The 21,209-nt window shown below is 59.5% G+C and carries 22 protein-coding genes and 1 tRNA gene; 8 read left to right on the top strand and 15 right to left on the bottom strand.

The genetic code is table 11. The features are described 5' to 3' along the window. Positions 1–12: 12 nt before the first annotated feature. From BBG20_RS28310 to BBG20_RS28295, 4 genes are all read left to right on the top strand, one after another. A complete protein-coding gene (locus tag BBG20_RS28310; RefSeq protein WP_065909394.1) occupies positions 13–306 on the top strand; it encodes a hypothetical protein in 294 nt (97 codons plus the stop codon). A 66-nt stretch (positions 307–372) separates the two neighbouring features. Next, a complete protein-coding gene (locus tag BBG20_RS28305) occupies positions 373–621 on the top strand; it encodes a hypothetical protein (RefSeq protein WP_065909392.1) in 249 nt (82 codons plus the stop codon). A 269-nt stretch (positions 622–890) separates the two neighbouring features. Next, on the top strand, positions 891–2,054 hold the full coding sequence (locus BBG20_RS28300) for a site-specific integrase (RefSeq protein ID WP_065909390.1): 1,164 nt from the start codon (positions 891–893) through the stop codon (positions 2,052–2,054). A 226-nt stretch (positions 2,055–2,280) separates the two neighbouring features. Then, complete coding sequence (locus BBG20_RS28295; RefSeq protein WP_065909865.1) at positions 2,281–2,721, top strand: hypothetical protein; 441 nt, start codon at positions 2,281–2,283, stop codon at positions 2,719–2,721. A gap of 399 nt (positions 2,722–3,120) precedes the next feature. Here the strand turns inward: BBG20_RS28295 and BBG20_RS28290 are convergent. Next, a tRNA-Ser gene (locus BBG20_RS28290) sits at positions 3,121–3,210 on the bottom strand. Positions 3,211–3,546: 336 nt separating this feature from the next. Here BBG20_RS28290 and BBG20_RS28285 point away from each other — a divergent pair. The 3 genes from BBG20_RS28285 (at position 3,547) to BBG20_RS28275 (ending at position 6,272) form a co-directional block, all read left to right on the top strand. Then, on the top strand, positions 3,547–4,239 hold the full coding sequence (locus tag BBG20_RS28285) for a crotonase/enoyl-CoA hydratase family protein (RefSeq protein WP_065909388.1): 693 nt from the start codon (positions 3,547–3,549) through the stop codon (positions 4,237–4,239). Between the two features lie 211 nt (positions 4,240–4,450). Then, positions 4,451–5,191, top strand: a complete 741-nt coding sequence (locus BBG20_RS28280; RefSeq protein WP_065909381.1) for a lysophospholipid acyltransferase family protein — start codon at positions 4,451–4,453, stop codon at positions 5,189–5,191. 109 nt (positions 5,192–5,300) lie between these two features. Next, positions 5,301–6,272, top strand: a complete 972-nt coding sequence (locus tag BBG20_RS28275) for a magnesium and cobalt transport protein CorA (protein ID WP_065909380.1) — start codon at positions 5,301–5,303, stop codon at positions 6,270–6,272. On the opposite strand, the gene BBG20_RS28270 is transcribed toward BBG20_RS28275, so the two are convergent. The 3 genes from BBG20_RS28270 to BBG20_RS28260 form a co-directional block, all read right to left on the bottom strand. Then, complete coding sequence (locus BBG20_RS28270) at positions 6,269–6,994, bottom strand: amidotransferase (RefSeq protein WP_065909379.1); 726 nt, start codon at positions 6,992–6,994, stop codon at positions 6,269–6,271. The two genes, BBG20_RS28275 and BBG20_RS28270, sit on opposite strands and share 4 nt — an antisense overlap. Before the next feature lie 94 nt (positions 6,995–7,088). Next, positions 7,089–9,233, bottom strand: a complete 2,145-nt coding sequence (locus BBG20_RS28265) for a 3-hydroxyacyl-CoA dehydrogenase NAD-binding domain-containing protein (protein ID WP_065909377.1) — start codon at positions 9,231–9,233, stop codon at positions 7,089–7,091. Between the two features lie 16 nt (positions 9,234–9,249). After that, positions 9,250–10,455 (bottom strand): acetyl-CoA C-acetyltransferase, encoded by a 1,206-nt coding sequence (locus tag BBG20_RS28260; protein ID WP_065909375.1) that lies wholly within the window; start codon positions 10,453–10,455, stop codon positions 9,250–9,252. 649 nt (positions 10,456–11,104) lie between these two features. Here BBG20_RS28260 and BBG20_RS28255 point away from each other — a divergent pair. Beyond that, a complete protein-coding gene (locus BBG20_RS28255) occupies positions 11,105–11,911 on the top strand; it encodes a c-type cytochrome (protein WP_065909373.1) in 807 nt (268 codons plus the stop codon). 247 nt (positions 11,912–12,158) lie between these two features. On the opposite strand, the gene BBG20_RS28250 is transcribed toward BBG20_RS28255, so the two are convergent. From BBG20_RS28250 to BBG20_RS28200, 11 genes are all read right to left on the bottom strand, one after another. Further along, on the bottom strand, positions 12,159–12,962 hold the full coding sequence (locus BBG20_RS28250) for a transglutaminase family protein (RefSeq protein ID WP_065909371.1): 804 nt from the start codon (positions 12,960–12,962) through the stop codon (positions 12,159–12,161). Then, positions 12,959–13,909, bottom strand: a complete 951-nt coding sequence (locus BBG20_RS28245) for an alpha-E domain-containing protein (protein ID WP_065909369.1) — start codon at positions 13,907–13,909, stop codon at positions 12,959–12,961. Before BBG20_RS28245 ends, BBG20_RS28250 begins: the two co-directional genes overlap by 4 nt. A 3-nt stretch (positions 13,910–13,912) precedes the next feature. Further along, the gene (locus BBG20_RS28240) at positions 13,913–15,322 is read right to left on the bottom strand and encodes a circularly permuted type 2 ATP-grasp protein (protein ID WP_065909367.1); all 1,410 of its coding nucleotides are present in this window, start codon (positions 15,320–15,322) and stop codon (positions 13,913–13,915) included. 442 nt (positions 15,323–15,764) lie between these two features. Then, on the bottom strand, positions 15,765–16,106 hold the full coding sequence (locus BBG20_RS28235; protein ID WP_015885395.1) for a ribonuclease E inhibitor RraB: 342 nt from the start codon (positions 16,104–16,106) through the stop codon (positions 15,765–15,767). Between the two features lie 213 nt (positions 16,107–16,319). Next, positions 16,320–16,556, bottom strand: coding sequence for a hypothetical protein (locus BBG20_RS28230; protein ID WP_065909365.1), 237 nt, complete (start codon positions 16,554–16,556; stop codon positions 16,320–16,322). 103 nt (positions 16,557–16,659) lie between these two features. Continuing rightward, a complete protein-coding gene (locus tag BBG20_RS28225) occupies positions 16,660–17,265 on the bottom strand; it encodes an START domain-containing protein (protein ID WP_065909364.1) in 606 nt (201 codons plus the stop codon). A gap of 41 nt (positions 17,266–17,306) precedes the next feature. After that, entirely contained in the window at positions 17,307–17,561 is a 255-nt protein-coding gene (locus tag BBG20_RS28220) for a YkgJ family cysteine cluster protein (protein ID WP_065909363.1), read from the bottom strand. 162 nt (positions 17,562–17,723) lie between these two features. Beyond that, complete coding sequence (locus tag BBG20_RS28215; RefSeq protein ID WP_065909361.1) at positions 17,724–18,215, bottom strand: translation initiation factor 2; 492 nt, start codon at positions 18,213–18,215, stop codon at positions 17,724–17,726. A gap of 104 nt (positions 18,216–18,319) precedes the next feature. Then, positions 18,320–19,759 (bottom strand): aminotransferase-like domain-containing protein, encoded by a 1,440-nt coding sequence (locus BBG20_RS28210; protein ID WP_017527404.1) that lies wholly within the window; start codon positions 19,757–19,759, stop codon positions 18,320–18,322. Positions 19,760–20,029: 270 nt separating this feature from the next. Then, entirely contained in the window at positions 20,030–20,845 is an 816-nt protein-coding gene (locus tag BBG20_RS28205; RefSeq protein ID WP_065909360.1) for an OmpA family protein, read from the bottom strand. Next, positions 20,842–21,204, bottom strand: coding sequence for a DUF4398 domain-containing protein (locus BBG20_RS28200; RefSeq protein ID WP_065909356.1), 363 nt, complete (start codon positions 21,202–21,204; stop codon positions 20,842–20,844). The genes BBG20_RS28205 and BBG20_RS28200 overlap by 4 nt, the downstream gene beginning before the upstream one ends. Between the last annotated feature and the right edge of the window lie 5 nt (positions 21,205–21,209).

Raw genomic sequence — 21,209 nt, 5'->3', positions numbered from 1 at the left:
AGATCAAGACCGATGCAGATCCAAGTGTTTATGGGCAATGCCGGCGACGGCAAAACAAGCAAGCTGCAGTCCGTGCAGGACCGCCTGGAATTTACCGGCGAGAGCGCGCCGATCATCCAGGCCGGTGCATATGGGGAGGATGGCTTGTTGAAGATCCTGGAAGTTCGGGCAGCCGGTGGCCAGCGCGAAATCCTGGTGGACGACTGCAGCAGGCAACAGATTTTGAGGGTGTTGGAGTGGCAGTCATGCGTTGAGCATGAGCCGGATCTTGACGGCCTGGTGATCCACCTGGCCCGTAAGGACTGACCTTAAAAGAAGCAGTGTCGAGGAGTTGCAGCTCCCCGACACCTAACCGCAACAGAGGGCAATACCATGCAAGCACAGAACCTAAGCAGCAGCGGCGCGAAGGCTACCACACCGGCACGCCACCTGGTGGCCACCGCGATCATTGGCGCGGCCGTCATTGGTTACCTGGTACACAAAACCCCCGAATCACGAATCCGCCTCGAAAGTCTCAGCCAGATGGCCAACACCCTTGGTGAACTGAGCGAAACGGATGCGGCAGTGGTTGCCCAACTGCTCGCAACCCCAGAAACCCGGGGTGAAGCGCGCAATGTCTGACAGTCCTGCAGCGACACCATTACGGCGCTTCCCATGGAACATTGACTACACCAGTGTTTGCGACCAATGCGGCAATTGGCGCGTCCAGGGCAATCACTTGAAATGCAGCCGGTTGCGCCAGCTGCAGAACGCCCATCTACGTAGCCACAAGCCTAAACGGTAAGCAGCGTCCACCAGAAGATGCGCTACCAGATACTTGGCCCGGAAACGGGCCTTTTTGTTTCCGATCGTCAGACTGTCGATACACAAGCACAGCGTTAGGGGTTTACATGAGTGGGGTCGAAGCTCGCGGGAAATCCGTGAGAATCTATTTTCAATACAACGGGGAGAAATGCCGGGAAGCGATCCCGGGCGGTAACACACCGGCCAACGTGGCCCAGGCTAAGCGCATGGTTGAAATCATCGAATACGAGATTCAGGCCGGCACCTTCGATTACGCACGGCACTTTCCCAACTCGGTCAAGTTGGTGGAAAACACATTCGGCCATTACCTGGACCTGTGGTTAAAGATCAAGGCCAACAGCGTGGCCGCGTCGAGCTATCGGGGCTACGCAAATAAGGCAGAGGTTCACGTACGGCCACGCTGGGGTAAGGTACAGATCCACAATATCGATCACCTCGACCTGCAGGAGTGGATACAGGTAACCCTGTCGAAAACTCTAAAAAACAAGACCATCCGCGACATCATCAGCAACGTCCGCCAAGTGTTCCGGCTCTATCGCACTAGGATGAAAGTGGCGCACGACCCGACCGAGGGTCTAATGGTGCGACTGCCAGATCCCGAAGCACCCGACCCGTTCACCAGGGCGGAAATCAAACAGATCCTGGAAACCCACACCAACCGCACACAAGAGCTGTTGATGGTTCAGTTCATGATATGGGCCGGTCCCCGGGTTTCCGAGACCATCGCCCTGGCCTGGGAAGATGTCGACCTGGAGCAAGGCACGGTGACGTTCCGCAGATCCAAGGTGCGCGGGGCTTACCGGGTGACGAAAACCCGGCGTTCAACGCGTAAGGTCCGCCTACTCGCTCCGGCCTGGGATGCGCTGCAGAAGATCGACGCACTGAATCGGAAAAGAAAGGCCGAAACCGTCGATATTGTCGAGCGGGACAACAAGACCGTACGACAGCACAAGCTGCACTTTGTCTTCTTGAATACGAAAAGCGGTTTGCCGCACGTCAGCGACTTCGTGGTCAGAGATAGGTTTTTCAAGGCTCACTTGCTCGCGGCCGGGGTTCGCTATCGTGGGCCAGGCCAGTGCCGGCACACGTACGCCAGTCAGTTGCTGACCACAGGGATAGCGTCGATCGACTGGATCGCGGAACAGATGGGGCATACCAATGGGAACATGATCCGTCAGCATTATGGGACGTGGATCAATGAGGATGGGCCGGATGTGGTAGGGATGTTGCAATTAGCATTAAAACTCTAAATATTCGGTTAATACGTCTGGGTCGAAGTAGACATTCTCTCTAGCCTGCTTGCCCCGCCCGAGAGCAGAGCTCATCACAGGATTGCTGTCCGGGTCGCGTCTGCACCCATAAATGGCCCACTGCTGGTCGGCAGCTCCCTATGCAGATACTCTTGGCTTTTCGTAGAACAGTCGGAAGCGTCACATGAAGTGGTGGGACCTTGAAATTAACGGACGTACGCTTTCAATGACTCACCTGCATCCATTTGAGCAGGTGTATGAGGTAGACGGACAAGCATTAACTGTGAAGTTCGATTTTGGCTTTCATTGCTTCACTGACGACAAAGGCAATGGAAAAAAGCTGACCTTTCGCGGAGATACAAGATATTTTTGCGCTGAACGCTACCACTGCAGCACGCAAATTATTGAATACATCCACAAGCGATTTTTTGCCGGAATCGTGGTTCCGTATTACGTCGAGAACAATCAGCGCTATTTCTGTATGGATTTGCACGACTATGCGATTTTCTTTTCCATCAGCAAGCCGGGCGGAACCGTTAACGTTCTGAAGATAAGGATCATCTCCGCCTACGAGGTCGACGAATGGGGCCGAGGAACGCTACCGAAAGGCAAACCACACAATGTGAGATACATTCTAGAAATGCGAAACGCTGGAAAAACCGTTTAAGACAGACAGCAAAAAGCCCCGAAGCTTTCGCGTCGGGGCTTTTTGTGAATCTCAATATCGGCCTAATCTTTAGCAATTTCTTGCTTATCCCGCTCACTGGCTAGGAGAGGTCTAAAAACCTCCGATATCAGCACCCCCTTTCGGGTTCCGGTCCGTGCTGACAACCAAACGATACTCAGAAATGACGAATCCGTCAATTAAAACGTTAACTCAACGGTTCAGTTGCTGATAGTTGCGCTGTTGAAATCGATGATAAACCAATCACGAATTCAGCCGCTACTTTCACTGCTAAAGCCGCTATCTGTCCCAAATCTGTCCCATATAGCCATTTTTCAGACGCCAAAAACCACAAACCCCCGACTTTCTCTAAGATAATCAGGGGTTTGCGTTTTCAGAATGTGGCGGTGAAGGAGAGATTCGAACTCTCGATACAATTTCTTGTATACACACTTTCCAGGCGTGCTCCTTAAGCCACTCGGACACTTCACCGTATCTCGTCAAACCAGTTCAGTCTGTCGAGGCGCGCTAATGTAGTCGAAAGCCTTTCTGATGGCAAAGGTTTTTTTCAGAATTTTCATGCGGTTAGACCACTATACCGAGAGGTGCCCGGCAAGGGGTGGTGATTCTGCCATTCTTGGGCATGGGCAGCACGCGTCTGGAACGGCGATTGCGCCCTGCCCTAGGCTATTGGGCGACCGGCATGCGGGAAAAGTCTGACTGGGTAGTCAGTCACGGCGCTTTACCGGGACGGGCGTGGTGGGTAACGTCTGTGCATACGCTTCTATAAACAGCCTATCTATAACAAGTCCTACAAGGAACCGCGTCATGAGTGAGTTGATTGCTTACCACCTCGAAGACGGTATCGCGACCCTGACCTTGAGCAACGGCAAGGTGAATGCCATTTCTCCCGATGTGGTCAGTGCGTTTAATACAGCGCTGGACCAGGCCGAAAAGGACCGCGCGGTGGTGATCATCACCGGGACGCCGGGGATTTTGTCGGGTGGTTATGATTTGAAAGTGATGACGGCCGGCCCTAAAGAGGCGATCGGCCTGGTGACGTCGGGCTCGACGTTGGCCCGTCGCCTGTTGTCGCACCCGTTTCCGGTGATTGTGGCGTGCCCAGGGCATGCCGTCGCCAAGGGCGCGTTCCTGTTGTTGTCGGCGGATTATCGGATTGGTGTGGAAGGCCCGTTCAGCATTGGCCTGAATGAAGTGGCGATTGGCATGACCATGCACCACGCCGGGATCGAGTTGGCGCGGGATCGCCTGCGCAAATCCGCGTTTCACCGTTCGGTGATCAATGCCGAGATGTTCGACCCGCAAGGCGCCTTGGGCGCAGGCTTCCTCGACAAGGTGGTCGCACCGCAAGAGCTGCAGGCTGCAGCGCTGGAAGCGGCCCGCCAGTTGAAGAAGCTGAATATGAACGCCCACAAACACACCAAGTTGAAGGTGCGTAAAGCGCTGCTGGAAGCGCTGGACGATGCGATCATCCAGGACCAGGGCCATATCCTCAGCTAAAGCCTGCAGCCGCATAAAAAAGCCCGACCTTGAGTCGGGCTTTTTCTTACGGATAAATTCGAATCATCCTCAGCCGCTCTAGCCTGCCGATGTCAGCAGATGTTGAAACATGTACTTAAACATCGCCTATCTCCTCCCTCTACAGGGGTAATTGCCGAATACAGTGCACAACCGTACACTGCGCCACCTTTTGTCCCGATGGGCTGTTTCGATGCTTTTTCTGTTGCGTATGTTGTTGATGGGCCTGCACTTTATGGTCGCCGGCGTGCTGGGCTTGCTGATCGGTGTCTGTCGGCCGTTCAACCCGGATAACAGCCGTTTATGTGCTCGCCTCTACGCGCTGCCAGCCATGTGGATCCTGCGCCTGAATGTGAAGGCCGACGTGGACTCGCTGCGCAACAAGCCCGGTACATGCGTGATCATTGCCAACCACCAGTCCAACTACGACCTGTTTGTGTTCGGCACCGTGGTGCCGCACCGCACGGTGTGTATCGCCAAGAAAAGCCTCAAGTGGGTGCCGCTGTTCGGCCAGCTGTTCTGGCTGGCGGGCAATGTGCTGATTGATCGCGGCAACGCGCACAAGGCGCGCCGCGCGATGCTTACCACTACACACACCTTGCAGCATGAGGACACGTCGATCTGGGTGTTTCCGGAAGGCACGCGCAACCTGGGCAAAGGCCTGTTGCCGTTCAAGAAAGGTGCGTTCCATATGGCGATTGCCGCCGGTGTACCGATCGTGCAGGTGTGCGTGAGCAATTACGTCACCCATATGCAGCTCAATCGCTGGAACAGCGGTGATGTGCTCATACGCTCGCTGCCGCCGATTCCTACGACAGGCCTGACTGCAGACGACATCCCGCAGTTGATGCAGGCCTGCCAGGCGCAGATGGATGAATGCATTGCAGGGATGGACCGCGAACTGCAAACCGCCTGGACACCCGCGCCTCTGTAATTCCCCTATGCTGCGGATAAAAATGCACGCTGCGCCAACGGCCACAAGGGAACGCCATTCAGGCTAAGCTGCCCAACACCTGTCCTCCCAATAAGAAGTGATCAGTATCATGGGTAGAGTTGTTGCGGCCGCTGTCTACAGCGCCGGAAAGAAAGTCACTGACATCACTCTCGACGAAGGCGCGGCCTGGGCCGCCAAACCCGACCACTTTGTGTGGATCGGCCTGGAAGAACCCAGCGCACAGGAGCTGGCCAACCTGCAACGCCAGTTCAACCTGCATGAATTGGCCATCGAAGACGCCCTGGAAAAACACAGCCGCCCCAAGCTGGAAACCTTCGGCGATGCGCTGTTTATCGTCACTTATTCACCGGTGCGCGACAACGGCAAGCTGGAGTTTATCGAGACACATATTTTTGCCGGCAACGGCTACATCATTACCGCACGCAACGGCCACTCGGCGTCCTACGGCTATGTGCGCCAGCGCTGTGAGGCGCGGCCGCTGTTGCTGGAGCATGGCGAAGATTTCGTCCTCTATGCGCTGCTCGATTTCGTCACCGAGAACTACCAGCCCGTGAGCGAGGCGATCCATGCCGAGATCGATGAGCTGGAGCGCAATGTGCTGTGCAACTCCCTCAGTGAAGTCGATATCCAGAACCTCCACGGCCTGCGCCGCGACGTGCTGCGGCTCAAGCGCTACGTGGCGCCGATGGTGGAGATCAGCCAGGAGCTGCAGAAGCTGAGCTTCCCGTTTATCGACAAGAACATGCGCCCGTATTTTCGTGATGTGCAAATTCACGTGACGCGGCAGATGGAAGACCTCACCACCCTGCGCGACATCGCCAGCCAGACCATTGAAATCGGGGTGTTGCTGGAGGCGTCGCGCCAGAGCGTGGTGCAGCGCAAGTTCGCCGCGTGGGCGGCGATCCTCGCGTTCCCCACCGCGGTGGCGGGGATTTACGGGATGAACTTCCAGAACATGCCCGAGCTGCAATGGCACTACGGCTATTTTGCCGTGCTCGGGTTTATCGCGGTGGGCTGCACCAGCCTGTGGGCCAGTTTCAAGCGCTCGGGCTGGCTTTAAACCCGGGCCTCGGGCTTGTGCGCCACAAAGCGCATCATCCACTCCGCCACGGTCACGCCGTGGTGGTCACGCTCCAGGCTGGACACACCGTTGGTGTAGACCTTTTCGCCCAAGGTCGTCTGAAGAATCTCGAGCAATTCGCGGGAATAGTCGTGGATAAACTCCGGGTGGCCTTGGAAGCACAGCACCTGGTCGCCAATGTGGTACGCGGCGAACGGGCAAAAATCGCTGGAGGCAATCACCGTGGCGTTGTCCGGCAGCGTGGTGACCTGGTCCTGGTGGCTGATCAATAGCGTCAGCTCTTCCACTTCAGGGCTCATCCACGGCGCCTTGGCATCGAGTTTGTAGTCATGGATGCCCATGCCCCAGCCCTGGCCGGCACGCTCGGTCTTGCCGCCCAGCAGCAGCGCCAGCAATTGGTGGCCGAAGCAAATGCCAAGCAACTTGTCGCCACGCTCGTAGCGTTCGAGCAGGTACGTCTTGAGGGTCTGGATCCACGGGTCGGTACCGAAGGAGTCGGCCTTGCTGCCGGTCACCAGATAGGCGTCAAACACTTCATCGTCCGCGGGGTATTCGCCCTGCACCACGTTGTACACGACGAACTCGGCGGGAATCGGCTGCTTGGAGAACAGGCGCTTGAACATCTGCCCGTACCCTTGGTATTGATCGATCAAGCCTGGACGCAGGATATCGGTTTCCAGGATACAGACGCGTAGCGACATAAAAAATACCTGACACGGTGATGGGAATAATGCACACCCCAGAGCCTGCCTTGAAATACCCTGACAAGGCAAGCCCCGCGCATACCCAAAACCGTCAGAACGTCGCGTTCTGTGCCGCTTTCTCCAGCAACAACGCCGGCGGCGAGAACCGCTCGCCATATTGCTCGGCCAGATAACGGGCGCGGGCGACAAAGTCGTTCAGGCCGTACTGGTTGATAAACTGCAACGCGCCACCGCTCCAGGCCGCAAAGCCGATGCCGAAAATCGATCCGATGTTGGCGTCGGCGGTGGACAGCAACACGCCCTCCTCCACGCAGCGCACGGTTTCGATAGCCTGGATAAACAGCAAACGGTCGCGTACATCCTGTGCCGAAATCCGTTGCCCGGGCTGTTCAAAGCGGCTTTTCAATTCCGGCCAGAGATACTTCTGCCCGCCCGCCGGGTACTCGTAAAAACCGCCCCCCGCCGCTTTGCCCACGCGCTTGTACTCGTTCACCAACAGGTCAATCACCACCGTCGCCGGATGGCTCGGCACGCTTTTACCTTCCGCCTGCAGATCCTTGGCCGCCTGCTGTCGGATATGGCTCATCAAGCTGAGAGACACTTCGTCAGATACCGCCAACGGCCCCACCGGCATCCCCGCCTTGCGCGCCTCGGTCTCGATCATGGCGGCGGCCACCCCTTCGCCGAGCATGGCAATGCCTTCATTCGTGAAAGTGCCGAACACCCGCGAGGTGAAAAAGCCGCGACTGTCGTTGACCACAATCGGGGTCTTCTTGATCTGCAGTACGAAATCGAACCCCCGGGCCAGGGTTTCGTCCGAGGTGTGCGCGCCCTTGATGATTTCTACCAGGGGCATCTTGTCCACCGGGCTGAAGAAATGCAGGCCGACAAACTTGCCTGGGTCGGGCACCGCCGTGGCCAGGCCGCTGATGGGCAAGGTCGAGGTGTTGGAGGCGATCACCGCTTCGACACCGACCACCTGTTGAGCAGCCGCAGAGACCCTGGCCTTGAGTTCGCGGTCTTCGAACACGGCTTCGATAATCAGGTCGCAACCGGCCAGGTCGGCGTCATCCTGCGTAGGATGAATGCGCGCGAGGGTGCTTTCGCGCTGATCCGGGGTCAGTTGCCCACGGCTGACCTTCTTGTCCAACAACGCCGCCGAGTGCGCCTTGCCCTTGTCGGCCGCCGCCTGGTTGATGTCCTTGAGCACCACCTCAATGCCGGCGCAAGCACTGACATAGGCGATGCCGGCGCCCATCATCCCGGCGCCGAGCACGCCGACTTTGCGCGTCACATAAGGCGCAAAGCCCTCGGGTCGGGAACGGCCGGCGTTGATCTCATTGAGCTGGAACCAGAAGGTACCGATCATGTTTTTCGCCACCTGCCCGGTGACCAGCTCGGTGAAATAGCGGGTTTCGATCAGGTGCGCGGTGTCGAAATCCACCTGGGCGCCCTCGACGGCGGCGCAGAGGATTTTCTCCGGCGCCGGGAAGCAGCCCTGGGTCTTGCTGCGCAAAATCGACGGCGCTATTGCCAGCATCTGCGCAACCTTGGGGTTCGACGGCGTGCCGCCTGGAAGCTGATAACCCTTGGTGTCCCACGGCTGCCTGGCCTCTGGATTAGCCAGAATCCACGCGCGGGATTTGGCCAGCAGCTCATCGCGGTTCAGCGCCAGCGCCTGGATCAAACCAGCCTGCAACGCCTGTTGTGGGCGGACTTTCTTGCCTTCCAGCAGATACGGCAGGGCTTTTTCCAGGCCGAGCATGCGCACCATGCGCACCACCCCGCCGCCGCCCGGCAGCAGGCCGAGGGTCACCTCCGGCAAGCCGAGCTGCACCGATTTGTCATCCAGCGCGACGCGGTAGTGGCACGCCAGGCAAATCTCCCAGCCGCCGCCCAACGCGGCGCCATTGATCGCGGCGACCAGCGGTTTGCCCAGGGTTTCCAGGCGTCGCAGTTGCGCCTTCAGCACCCGCACGCCGTCGTAGAAATCCTTGGCGTGGGCCTTGTCGACCTTGATCAGTTCATTGAGGTCACCGCCGGCAAAAAAGGTTTTCTTCGCCGAGGTGATGATCACACCGGCAATCTGCTCCTTTTCCGCTTCCAGGCGCGTGACGGTGGCCGCCATGGCCTCGCGATACACGCCGTTCATGGTGTTGGCACTCTGGCCGGGCATGTCGAGGGTCAGCACCACGATCTGGTCCTGGCCTTTTTCGTAACGAATGGCTTCGGTCATGACAAATTCCTTCGGCTCAGAGGCGTTCGATAATGGTGGCGATGCCCATGCCACCGCCCACGCACAGGGTGGCCAGGCCGTAACGTTGCTGGCGCGCCTCCAGTTCGTCGAGCAGGGTGCCGAGGATCGCGCAACCGGTGGCGCCCAGCGGATGGCCCATGGCGATGGAGCCGCCGTTGACGTTGACCCGCGCGGCGTCGATGCGCATGTCCTTGATGAACTTGAGCACGACAGACGCAAACGCTTCGTTGACTTCAAACAGGTCGATGTCTTCAACGCGCAAACCCGCCTTGGCCAGGGCCTTGCGGGTAGCCGGCGCCGGGCCGGTGAGCATGATGGTCGGATCGGTGCTGGTCACCGCCGTGGCGACGATTCGCGCCCGCGGTTGCAGGCCCAGCTCGCGCCCCTTGGCCTCGGAGCCGATCAACATCAGCGCAGCGCCGTCGACAATCCCGGAGCTATTGCCCGGCGTGTGCACATGGTGAATGCGTTCTACATGGCTGTAGACCCGCAGCGCGGTGGCGTCGAAGCCCATCTGGCCCATCATTTCGAAGCTGGGCTTGAGCTTGCCGAGGCCTTCGAGGGTGGAGTCACCGCGGATAAATTCATCCTGGTCGAGCAGCACAATGCCGTTCTGGTCCTGCACTGCGATCAGCGACTTGCTGAAGGAACCGTCGGCGCGCGCCCTGGCTGCTTTCTGCTGGGACTGCAGGGCGAAGGTATCGACGTCCTCGCGCGTGAAGCCTTCGAGGGTGGCGATCAGGTCGGCGCCGATGCCCTGGGGCGTGAAGTGGCTGTGCATATTGGTGTGCGGATCGAGTACCCAGGCGCCGCCATCACTGCCCATCGGCACACGGGACATGGACTCGACGCCGCCGACCACCACCAGGTCCTCAAAGCCGGAACGCACTTTCATCGCGCCGAGGTTGACCGCTTCCAGGCCCGAGGCGCAGAAGCGGTTGACCTGCACGCCGGCGACGCTGACGGCCCAGTCCGCAACGAGCGCGGCGGTTTTGGCGATGTCCGCGCCCTGGTCCCCCACGGGCGTGACGCAGCCGAGCACGATGTCATCCACCTGGTGCGTGTCGAGGTCGCTGCGTTGCGCCAGCGCTGTCAGCAGACCGGCCACCAGGTCGACCGGTTTGACACTGTGCAAGGCACCATCGGCCTTGCCTTTGCCCCGGGGCGTGCGTATCGCATCAAAGATCAAAGCTTGGGTCATGACATCCTCGAACCGCTGTGCATGTGTGCCCCTACCTTAGGCCCGATTGACACGGTTTCAATGACGGATGCGCTCATTGCTTTTGACCACCACGCTCGGACGAACGGTAGGCTTACGCGCGTATTGCTTGATTAATCGTTTTAGCTGTCTAGCCAAGGCATTGGCGCCAAGATGGCGATAGGCCTCATAGCGTTTTAAGCTGAAATCCTGATTAGCTGATATTAAATGGATCTAAGCCACGCAGAACGAGGGCTCTAAGGTTCAATCAGTAGGAAGTTGCTGCCGGGTTTTGCTGGAGCAACTGTAAGAAAAGCGACACGTCATAACGGCATAGTAGATTTTACCGGCACGCATTTGACGCTCAGGAATAACAACAAAAGGCAGTCAGCCATGTTCAAACATTCGAAAGTACGTCAGGCGGGACTTATTCTTTTCGCCACCACACTGATTCTGATCCTGCCCAACTTGACCAAGGTCATTGGGTGACCACTCACTCGCCACATTCCGTGCACACACAGCACCAGGACTGCAGTTTTTGGCAGCACCTGCCGGGACATTGCGTATAGCGGTCCTGTTGCAGGCGCTGCCGTTTTGCGTGCGAATTTGCGCTATCGTGAGCCCCATCGTCCCCTCGCATCGGGCTTATCCGTTGAAACTCATCCTCGCCCTTCTCGCCTTGTTCATTGCCGTACCTGCCACGGCAGCCTCGTTGAGCATCGAACTCGACCACACGCGCAAGACCTGGCAGACCGCCGACCTGCTCAAGCATCCGGACGCGCAGACCGTGCAGATCGTCGATGACGTTTCCTACAAGCGCAATATGACTTATCGCGCGGTACCGCTGGCCGTGCTCCTACCGGGTCTCACGCCCGAAGCTCATCTGCAAGCCGTCGCCCTGGATGGATTTGCCGCCGAACTGGCGGCGGCGCCGTTGCTGCAAACCCGCGGCGCCCGCGCCTGGCTGGCCGTGGAGGACCCGGCTCACCCCTGGCCCGCGCTGGCCGACGGCAAGCCGAGTGCAGGGCCGTTCTACCTGGTGTGGACCGATCCGCAAGCCGGGCATATCAGCCCTGAGCAGTGGCCGTTCCAGATCTCCACGATCAAACAGTTGAAGACGGTGGCCGAGCGCTTCCCCGCGCTGTTGCCCGACCCGGCGCTGGCCGCCAATGACCCGGTCAATCAGGGCTTCGCGTTGTTCCAGAAAAACTGCCTGGCCTGCCATCGCCTCAATGGCGCCGGCGATGCGCAGGTGGGGCCGGACCTGAATATTCCCTACAACCCCACCGAGTATTTCGGCGCCGACTTCCTCAAGCGTTATATCCGCGACCCGCAGAGCCTGCGGCATTGGCCACAGGCAAAAATGCCAGCATTCGCCGCCAGCGTGTTGCCAGACAGCGAGTTGGATTTATTGGTGGGTTATTTGAAGCATATGGCGGGGCGTAAGCAGCAGCCGTGAATGCTGGGTGATGGGTAGGTGGGCTTGTTCTGGCAACTGAGATTGTTTTGTCTACCGGGCTTGTTGTGGCGAGCGGGCTTGCCCCGCGTTGGGCTGCGCAGCCGCCCTGATAAAGCAGAATGCACTGTGTCAGGCACTCCTCAGTGCAGGGTTTTAGGGCTGCTGCGCAGCCCAACGCGGGGCAAGCCCGCTTGCCACAACAAGTCCACTTACCACAAACATCAGCAGCAGAGCTTCGGGCAGTCTCTTACTGCTGCTGCACCGAGATCACCGGCGTCGGCGCAACGAACACCTTGGCATGCATCTGCTCATGCCCGCCGCCACGGCGCATGCCGCGTACCGGGCAGGCGTCGAGGTAGTCCAGGCCCACGGCGAGTTTCAAGTGCCGCTCCGGCCGGGCCAGTTGGTTGGTCACATCAAAGCTGTACCAGGCGTCATCCAGCCAGGCTTCGGCCCAGGCGTGGCTGGCCAGGTGCGCGGTGTCTTCGGTGTACAAATATCCCGACACATAACGCGCAGGAATCCCCAGGCTGCGCGCGCAGGCCAGGAACGCGTGGGTGTGGTCCTGACACACACCCGCATGCCCTGCAAAGGCCTGAGCGGCGCAGGTGTCGACTTCGGTGGAGCCCGGCGTGTAGACCATCGACTGGTGCAGGGCGTGCATCAGGTCGATCAGCGCCGTGCGATCGCGGCGCTGATGGCAATGCTGTTGCGCAAAACCGCGCAAGGCCTCGTCGGGCTCGGTCAGGCGTGTGCAACGCAGGAATGGGAAAGCCGACTGGCTCTCGTGTTCGGCCTCGCGCAGTTCGTCGATATCCACCTGGCCACGGGCGCCGATGATGATGGCGTCGTGGGGTTCGTCCAGGGTCAGCACATGCAGGATGTTGCCAAACGGGTCCACCTGCGCACGCACCGGGCGTGGCAGGTCCAACTGCCAGCTGAGCACATGCTGGCGCTCGCTGTCGTGGGGCGTGAGGCGCAGATACTGGATGCTGTTGCGCACCTGGTCTTCATAGCGGTAGGTGGTTTCGTGGCTGATGGAGAGTCTCATGCGGCCTCCAGGTAGGAACTGTAGATGGCGTCGCCGAGTTGGCGGACCAGGGGAATAAAGTCGGTCAGCCAGGCGTGCAGGCCTTCCTCGAGAATCTCATCGATAGCGGTAAAGCGCAGGCGCGCGTCCATTTCGGCGGCCAGGCGCTGGGCCGGGCGGCCGTTGAGGCCGGGCAGGCTGGCGAGGATCTGGTCGATCTCTTCGCTGCAGGCGCGCAGCGAACGCGGGACATCGGCGCGCAACAGCAACAGTTCCGCGACTTGCCGGGCGCCGGGGGCGTCGCGGTAAATCTCGGTGTAGGCCTCGAACGACGACAACGCGCGCAGCAAGGCACTCCATTGATAGTAGGCGTGGGCCGTGCCGTCGGTGACAGCTTCGGCGCGGTCGCCGGCCATTTCATAACGTGCATCGAGCAGGCGCAGGGTGTTGTCGGCACGCTCGATAAACGTCCCCAGGCGAATAAACCGGAAGGCATCGTTGCGCATGATGGTGCCGTAGGTCGCCCCGCGAAACAGGTGGGAGCGCTCCTTGACCCATTCGCAGAACCGGCTCATGCCGTAGCGACTCAAGCCCTGCTGGGCGATATCGCGAATATCCAGCCAGGTCGCGTTGATGTTTTCCCACATGTCCGCAGTAATTCGCCCACGCACGGCATGGGCGCTGGCCCGCGCAGCGCCCAGGCAACTGTAGATGCTCGCCGGGTTGGCCGCGTCGAGGGCGAAGAAATGCAGCAGGTGTTCAGCGTGCAGTTCACCATGACGCTCGCGGTAATCTTCCAGCGTGCCGGTGATCAACAGCGGCATGGCCAATTCATGCAGGCCATCGCCGCGCCCATCCTGGGGCATCAACGACAGCGAATAGCTGACATCGAGCATGCGCGCGAGGTTTTCCGCACGCTCCAGGTAGCGCGACATCCAGTACAAATCCGAGGCAGTTCTACTCAACATAATTCAATCCTCGACCACCCAGGTGTCTTTGGTGCCGCCGCCCTGGGACGAGTTGACCACCAGCGACCCTTCGCGCAACGCCACGCGGGTCAGCCCGCCAGGCACCACGCGGGTTTCCTTGCCGGACAGCACGAATGGGCGCAGGTCGATATGACGCGGGGCGATGCCGTTGTCGACGAAGGTCGGGCAGGTGGACAAACACAGGGTCGGCTGGGCGATATAGGCGTGGGGCTTGGCCTTGATGCGTGCGCGAAAGGCTTCGATTTCAGCCGCCGTCGAGGCCGGGCCGACCAGCATGCCGTAGCCGCCGGAACCTTGGGTTTCCTTGACTACCAGGTCCGGCAGGTTGGCCAGCACGTGGGATAATTCGTCGGGCTTACGGCATTGGAAGGTAGGCACGTTCTGCAGGATGGGTTCCTCATCCAGGTAAAAACGGATCATCTCGGGGACGAAGGGATACACCGACTTGTCATCCGCCACTCCGGTGCCAATCGCGTTGGCCAGCACCACATTGCCCAAGCGATACGCGGCGAGCAGACCGGGCACGCCGAGCATGGAGTCCGGGTTGAACGCCAGCGGGTCGAGGAACGCATCGTCGAGGCGGCGATAGATCACATCGACGGCCTTGGGGCCGTCGGTGGTGCGCATGAACACCCGGTCATCACGCACGAACAGGTCGGCGCCCTCCACCAGCTCCACCCCCATTTCGCGGGCCAGGAAAGCGTGTTCAAAGAACGCGCTGTTGAAGCGGCCCGGGGTCAGCACCACCACACTGGGGTTATCCAGGGGGCTTGAGCTTTTCAGGGTATCGAGCAGCAGGTTGGGGTAATGATCGATGGGCGCGATACGCTGGGCGGCGAACAGTTCGGGGAACAGGCGCATCATCATCTTGCGGTCTTCGAGCATGTAGCTGACGCCGCTCGGTGTCCGCAAGTTGTCTTCGAGAACGTAGTAAGTGCCGTCGCCATCGCGTACGAGGTCGACCCCGGAGATGTGGGAATACAGGTCGCGGTGCAGGTTCAGCCCCTGCATCGCCAGTTGATATTGCTCGTTGGCCAGCACCTGCTCGGCGGGGATGATGCCGGCCTTGATGATGCGTTGCTCGTGGTACAGGTCGGCGAGAAACATGTTCAGCGCCTTGACCCGCTGGATGCAGCCGCGCTCGACCATCCGCCATTCGCTGGCGGGAATACTGCGCGGGATGGTGTCGAAGGGAATCAGGCGCTCGGTGCCCTGCTCGTCGCCGTACAGGGTGAAGGTGATCCCGGCGCGGTGAAACAGCAAATCGGCTTCGCGCCGGCGTTGGGCCAGCAGTTCAACAGGGGTTTCAGCCAACCAGCGGGCGAACTCGCGGTAATGGGGGCGAACCTGCCCTGCCCCGTCGTACATTTCGTCGTAATAAGTGCGGATCATGCCGAACTCCTTGTCACCCGGACGCTTGAACCTTCGCAAGGCCCATGCCAGCGGCATAAACACTTAAAAATCAGTGCGTTGAATAACCAAAGGGATCTGCTCGCACCGTCCTGGTGCGCAGAATGCCCCGCGCACAGGCGCACGCTTCATCGCAATGCGCGCTTTGGCTATCAACAGCATAGTCAGAGTTGATTTCACTGCCCGGTCGCGCTTGCGGATAATCGCAACCATCTGCTGAACAGGATGCGTCCTACCGCTTCAGCGCAACGCTCTTCCCTTTAGGCCACCCTGCTCGGGTGGCTTTTTTTTGGCTGGAGAAATGCTGTGTAGGTGGGGTGATAGTGAGGTTGGCGTCGATGCCGAACCGGACAGCGATTAGGGCTGGCCACAAACAAAATCGGCCGACCCGAAGGTCAGCCGATACGCTGTGTTTCTCATACTGCTACATGGGTAACCCACGCACCTCCTGCTTGACGCCCCATCCCTCGATAATGCCGCCCAGAGGCTCGACCACCGCCTCGAAGTCCTGCTCGAAGTCTCCTATGCCGTCGTAGGTTGCAAACATGATTTTGCTCAGTTCCAGGTACCAGGCGCCATCGTCGCGCGCGCTGACCTGGGCATTCAGGGATTCCCCACGAAACTCACCCGCAGCCCTGCGCGCCCGTTCCTCATCCGGGAATATGGCGTAGAACTCAATGGGGTGGAAACGCGAGAAGTCGAAGCCGCCTTCTTTCATGCGGCGCAGAACGTTGGTGCTGATGTCTTCTTGATAGGCTGTGCTCATGAAAAGTGCTCCTCGAATTGATGGATAGACTTTCCGTGCTTCCCGAAGCCCACGCCGTACTGGCGTGGGAGCTACGGCAAAAACATCACCGCTGGAAAACAAGCATGTAGCTGACAAGACCAGACCTTAGCGATTCGTTCGCTGATCTCACTTGCAGAGTAGCGCGAAGCTATCACCTCCACCAGAGGCGCTTTAAGTGTGTACAGGGAATATTCAGGCGGCGGGAGAGATGTCGAGGATCTGGATACTGTTCTGGTCTTTGAGGATCTTGACCGTAGGCTCAGGCTTGCGGCCCTCCAGGTCATTGAGGTCCAGTTCAGCGGCGATGGGCACCAGTTTGTTGCGAATCATGTGTGCCGCATCTTCGAGGCTGGGCTTCTGATCGCAGGTGAACTGCTCGACGGACTGAACGCCGTGATCATCAACGAAGGTAATCTGCCACTTTTGCATCGGTGCCTCCTCGATAAAACCCGTGTGTGGGCTTACCACTATCTGGACCTTGAGGGTTCGCCAAACGTTCCACTCAAGTCAGGAGGCACCGGATCAACTGCGCTTATTTTTCAGCGTGTTCTTTCAAGGCTTTCAAGGTGTTGAACGGCGCGTCCACCACAAACTTGTTGGCCAACCACGACGGCACGCTGCCACCTGGCTCGGTGTGCACCTGGTAAGTGACTTCGGTCTGGTTGTCGCCTTTTGGCACGAGTTTCCAGAAGCCATCGACCTGGGCAACCCGTACGTAGCCTTTTTCTTCAGGCTTGTAAGTCGGGACGCCCTCGAGCTTACGGGTCAGCGTGCCGTCGGCCGCCTTGGTCGTGGTGATATGCAGGTAGGAATCCCGGTCCGTCACGGGGAACGGGGCCTTGAATTGGGTGTAGGTCCAGCTCTCGTCGCCTTTCTTGTCGACCAGCTTCTGGGACTTGCACTCGTGGATCCAGGCACAGGCACCGGCCACGTCTTCCTGCAGGGCGACGATTTTGGCCACGGGTGCCTTGATCACGGTCACACCGCGATAGGCCTTGTACTTGGAGCCGGCAATTTCGCTCAGGGACACTTTGATACCGTCTTCGTCCTTGGCGACTTGCCAATCCTCAGCCTGGGCAGTGGCAGCAAACACCAGCGTAAAACCGCACAACACAGCCATTCGTTTCAGCGAACCCATTGTTGTATTCCTTATTGTTGAAGTTCCGATAGTAAAGCCCATCAAGCCGCCGTCATCTGCTCCCACCAGCCGATCAACCGGATTGCATCGGCCTGGTCGGTGCCGCAGACCTCGATATCGGCCTTGAAATCACTGCACACCGCCGGGCGTTCCGGCCGGCCGAACAGCTGGCATAGCTGTTCGACCGACAGGTGCAGGCAGCGTTCGCCGGCCGGTTTGCCATGTGGCATGCCCGGTAATGGCGAACTGATGGAGGGGGCGATGCAGCACGCGCCACAGCCTTCACGGCATTTCATGACCAAAAGGTCCTCGACGACTCAATGTGGATGGCCGGGCTAGAGTACGCCCTTAAACAGCCGTTTTAAAATGGTCTAACAGGGGTTTTTCGCAGAAAACAAAAGTGACTGACCAGTCTGCGACAGATGGTCGAGAGGTGACGTCACGTTAAGGCGAAAAGTTTATTGCTTGAACTCGAACTCCAACGCCGCGCCTTCAACATCGCGGCGCTCTTCGTTGCGCAGTTGCAGTTTCATTTCATTGCTGAGCAGGCGCCCGTTGATCTGGAAGGCACTGTTGTCAGTGGGCTTGTCACCAAACATCGGCGGCAGCAGCGGTACGCTTTTGGGCTTGGGCATGGTGCCCAGGGGCTGCAGGTGCCGGACCATGTCCGTAGGCAGTGTCAGGTCCAACTGTGCCGGTGCCAGTTGGGTTTGGGCGACTTCGCGGGCCGATTTTGACTTGCTCGCTACCGGTGCACGTTTTTTCACCGTGGCGGCTTTTTTCTTGGTCGCGGCGGCTTTTTGCGCCGGTGCCGGTTTTTTCGCAGGCGTTTTCTGCTGGTTGCTGGCGGCGGGCTGGGCGTCAGTCACAGGCGTTGCCGCCAGCACCGGGCTGACGTTACACAGGCTTAACAGGCCAATCACCAAAGCAGCACGAACAAATGAGGTCATATCGCCTACAGCATTAACGGCAGAGGGCCATATGCTCGCTTGTTGTGCGCGGCATGACAAGCGCGGTGATTAGCCAGCTATCGGAGTTGTCCCCAATACACCGCTCAAAAGCCGGCTGCCGTCTCCTGGCACAACTGGCTGGCCAACATCCCCAACGTCATCAGCGCCCGCTCTGCCTCGCGGTTCCACGGCGTGCCGCAATTGAGGCGGATGCAGTGGTTGAACTGCTCGGTATTGCTGAAGATCAACCCCGGCGCAATGCTGATGCCCTGTTGCAGGGCACGCACGTGCAGTTCCTGGGTATTGACCCGTCCGGGCAAACTGACCCACAGGATGAAGCCGCCGGTCGGGCGGGTCATCTGGGTGCCTTCCGGGAAATACTGCTGCACCGCCAGCTGGAAAGCGCTGAGGTTCTTGCGATATTCCTGGCGGATGTAGCGCAGGTGGCGGTCGTAGCCACCGTTCTCGAGGTACGCCGCCACCCCCATCTGGGTCACGCTGCAGGCGGAATGGGTACTGAACATCTGCAGGCGCTGGATTTCCTGCTGGTACTTGCCGGCGATCATCCAACCAATGCGCACCCCCGGCGACAACGTCTTGGAAAAGCTCGAGCAGTAGATGACCCGGTCCAGGCGGTCATAGGCCTTGAGGGCCTTGGTGCGACCGAGTTCGAACATCAGCTCGCCGTAGATATCGTCCTCGACAATCTGGATATCGAAGTCCGAGGCCAGCCGCAGCAATTGTTTCTGTCGCTCCTCGGGCATGGTGCCGCCCAGGGGATTGCTCAGGCGCGTGGTCAACACCAGGGCCTTGATCGACCATTGGTTGGCCGCCAGTTGCAGGGCTTCAAGGCTCATGCCGGTGGACGGGTCGCTGGGGATCTCGATGACCTTGAGGCCGAGCAGGTCGGCCAGTTGCAGCAAGCCATAGTAGGTCGGTGATTCGGCGGCAATCAGGTCGCCTGGGCGTGTGAGCACGCGCAGCGACATCTGCAACGCATCCACGCAACCGTGGGTGATCACCACCTCGGAAGGGTCCACCACCACACCGGCGTCGCGCATGCGAATCGCCACTTGGCGGCGCAACGGCTCGAAACCCGGGCTGAACATGTAGCTGAACGCACGCGGGCTCTGGAAGCGGGTGACTTTGGCCAACTGCTGGTGCAGCGCGCGGACCGGCAAGTAGTCGACACTCGGCACGGCGGCGCCCAGCGGGAACACGCCTTCACGGCGCGACTCGCCCAATACCTGCTGGATAATGCTGCTGCGGGTGACCAACCCGGGACGCTCGACACGGGCAATGTCCGGCGTTGGCGCCGTCAGCGCCGGCGTCTGGTGCACGTAGTAGCCCGATTGCGGCCGCGCCCGGATCAGCCCCTGGTCTTCCAGGTTGGCGTAGGCCTGCAACACCGTGGCATGGCTGACGTTGAGCTGGGAGCTCATCTTGCGCACCGAAGGCACGCGCTCACCCGGTTGATAGACACCGCGCCGGATATCCTCAGCCAGTTGCTGGGCGATACGTTGATAAAGCAACAGATTGGTCATGACGCAGCACTCGATTTCACGGGTATTTTATTTTTGTGTGAAACATACCGGCACAGTTTAGAAGTGTACGGGGACAGTTGCCACAATAGTCGAGCGCGGGCGGGAGTGACAGTAAAAACTGTAGGGGTGGGGGAATGGAATTCCAGCTCTGCACCGAAACGAAATGTGGGAGCGGGCTTGCTCGCGAAGGCGGTGCATCAGCCACTTAAANGACTGATACGCCGCCTTCGCGAGCAAGCCCGCTCCCACATTTTGATCTGCGCTGGCGGCCTATCGGGCAGCGCCCAGTTGGCCCTTCTCATCGGAGAATACAATTTCCACTCGACGGTTCTGCGCGCGGCCGCGCTCGGAGGCGTTGGCCTCGACCGGATACTGGTCGCCGTAGCCTTCGACCTGGATACGTTTTTCATCGATGCCGAGGTCGACCAGCACATCGGCCACCGATTGCGCACGGTCACGCGACAGCTTGAGGTTTTCCTGCTCGCCGCCGGTGTTGTCGGCGTAGCCCTCGATGCGCACCACGCGCTTGGGGTTCAGTTGCAGGAACTGCACGATCTTCAGCACTGTGCGGTTGGCCGAGTTTTTCAGCTCGGCGTCACCGGTATCGAACAGCACGTCGCCCAGGGTCATCACCAGGCCGCGATCGGTCTGGGTGGTGGCCAGGCTGGCGATCTGCTCTTCGAGCCATTTGCCCTGCTGCTGCACGCTGATCAGCTTGTTTTCACGCAGGGCCAACTGCAGGCGCTGGCGCTCCAATTCAAGCTTGGCGCCACGCTCCTGGTTGAGCGCCTGCTCAGTGTGCTCGCGAGCGATGGCACTGTAGCGCTGGCTCAGGTAGGCGTAATGCACCACGTCGGCGCCGCTGCCCCAGTAGCTGGACAAGCGATCGGCACGCGCGAGGGACTCACCGGCGCGAATCACGTCCTTGGGGGCGAAGCGCAGCACATTGGCGTCTTCCTTGACCTTCTGGAAGTCGTTGCCGGCCTGTTGCAGCGCCTGCTCGCCATTGGGATGGCTGGCACAACCGCCCAACACGGCGCTGCCCAGCAGCAACACACAGCTCACGGCACGGATCATCGGGCTCATTGGGCTTCCCCCAACTGCAATTGCTTGCGCAGACGCGTGATGCGGGTGTTGAGCACGTTGAGTTGTTCCTGGCTCTTGCGGGTCAGTATCCGGGCTTCAGCCAGGCGCGCGTCCAGCTCGGCCTGTTCGGCCTGCATGCGCGCGTCTTTGTAGGATTCATCGGCCATGTCGGCCTTGGCCTGCGCAAACTTGTCTTCGGCCAGTTTCAATTCGGGCGAGTCATCAGTACTGGCGCCCACGGCGCTGGCTTGTTCCAAGGCTTGTTGGGTGAGGCGTATTTGTTCATTCGGCGCAGGATCGGCTGCACATCCCGCCAGAGCGACAACGGCGAGGGCCGCGAAAAGAGGTCGAAGAGTCACTGAAA

It is taken from the genome of Pseudomonas aylmerensis, assembly GCF_001702265.1.
GTDB classification, from domain to species: domain Bacteria; phylum Pseudomonadota; class Gammaproteobacteria; order Pseudomonadales; family Pseudomonadaceae; genus Aquipseudomonas; species Aquipseudomonas aylmerensis.
This window is presented reverse-complemented; position numbering and strand designations above follow the sequence as displayed.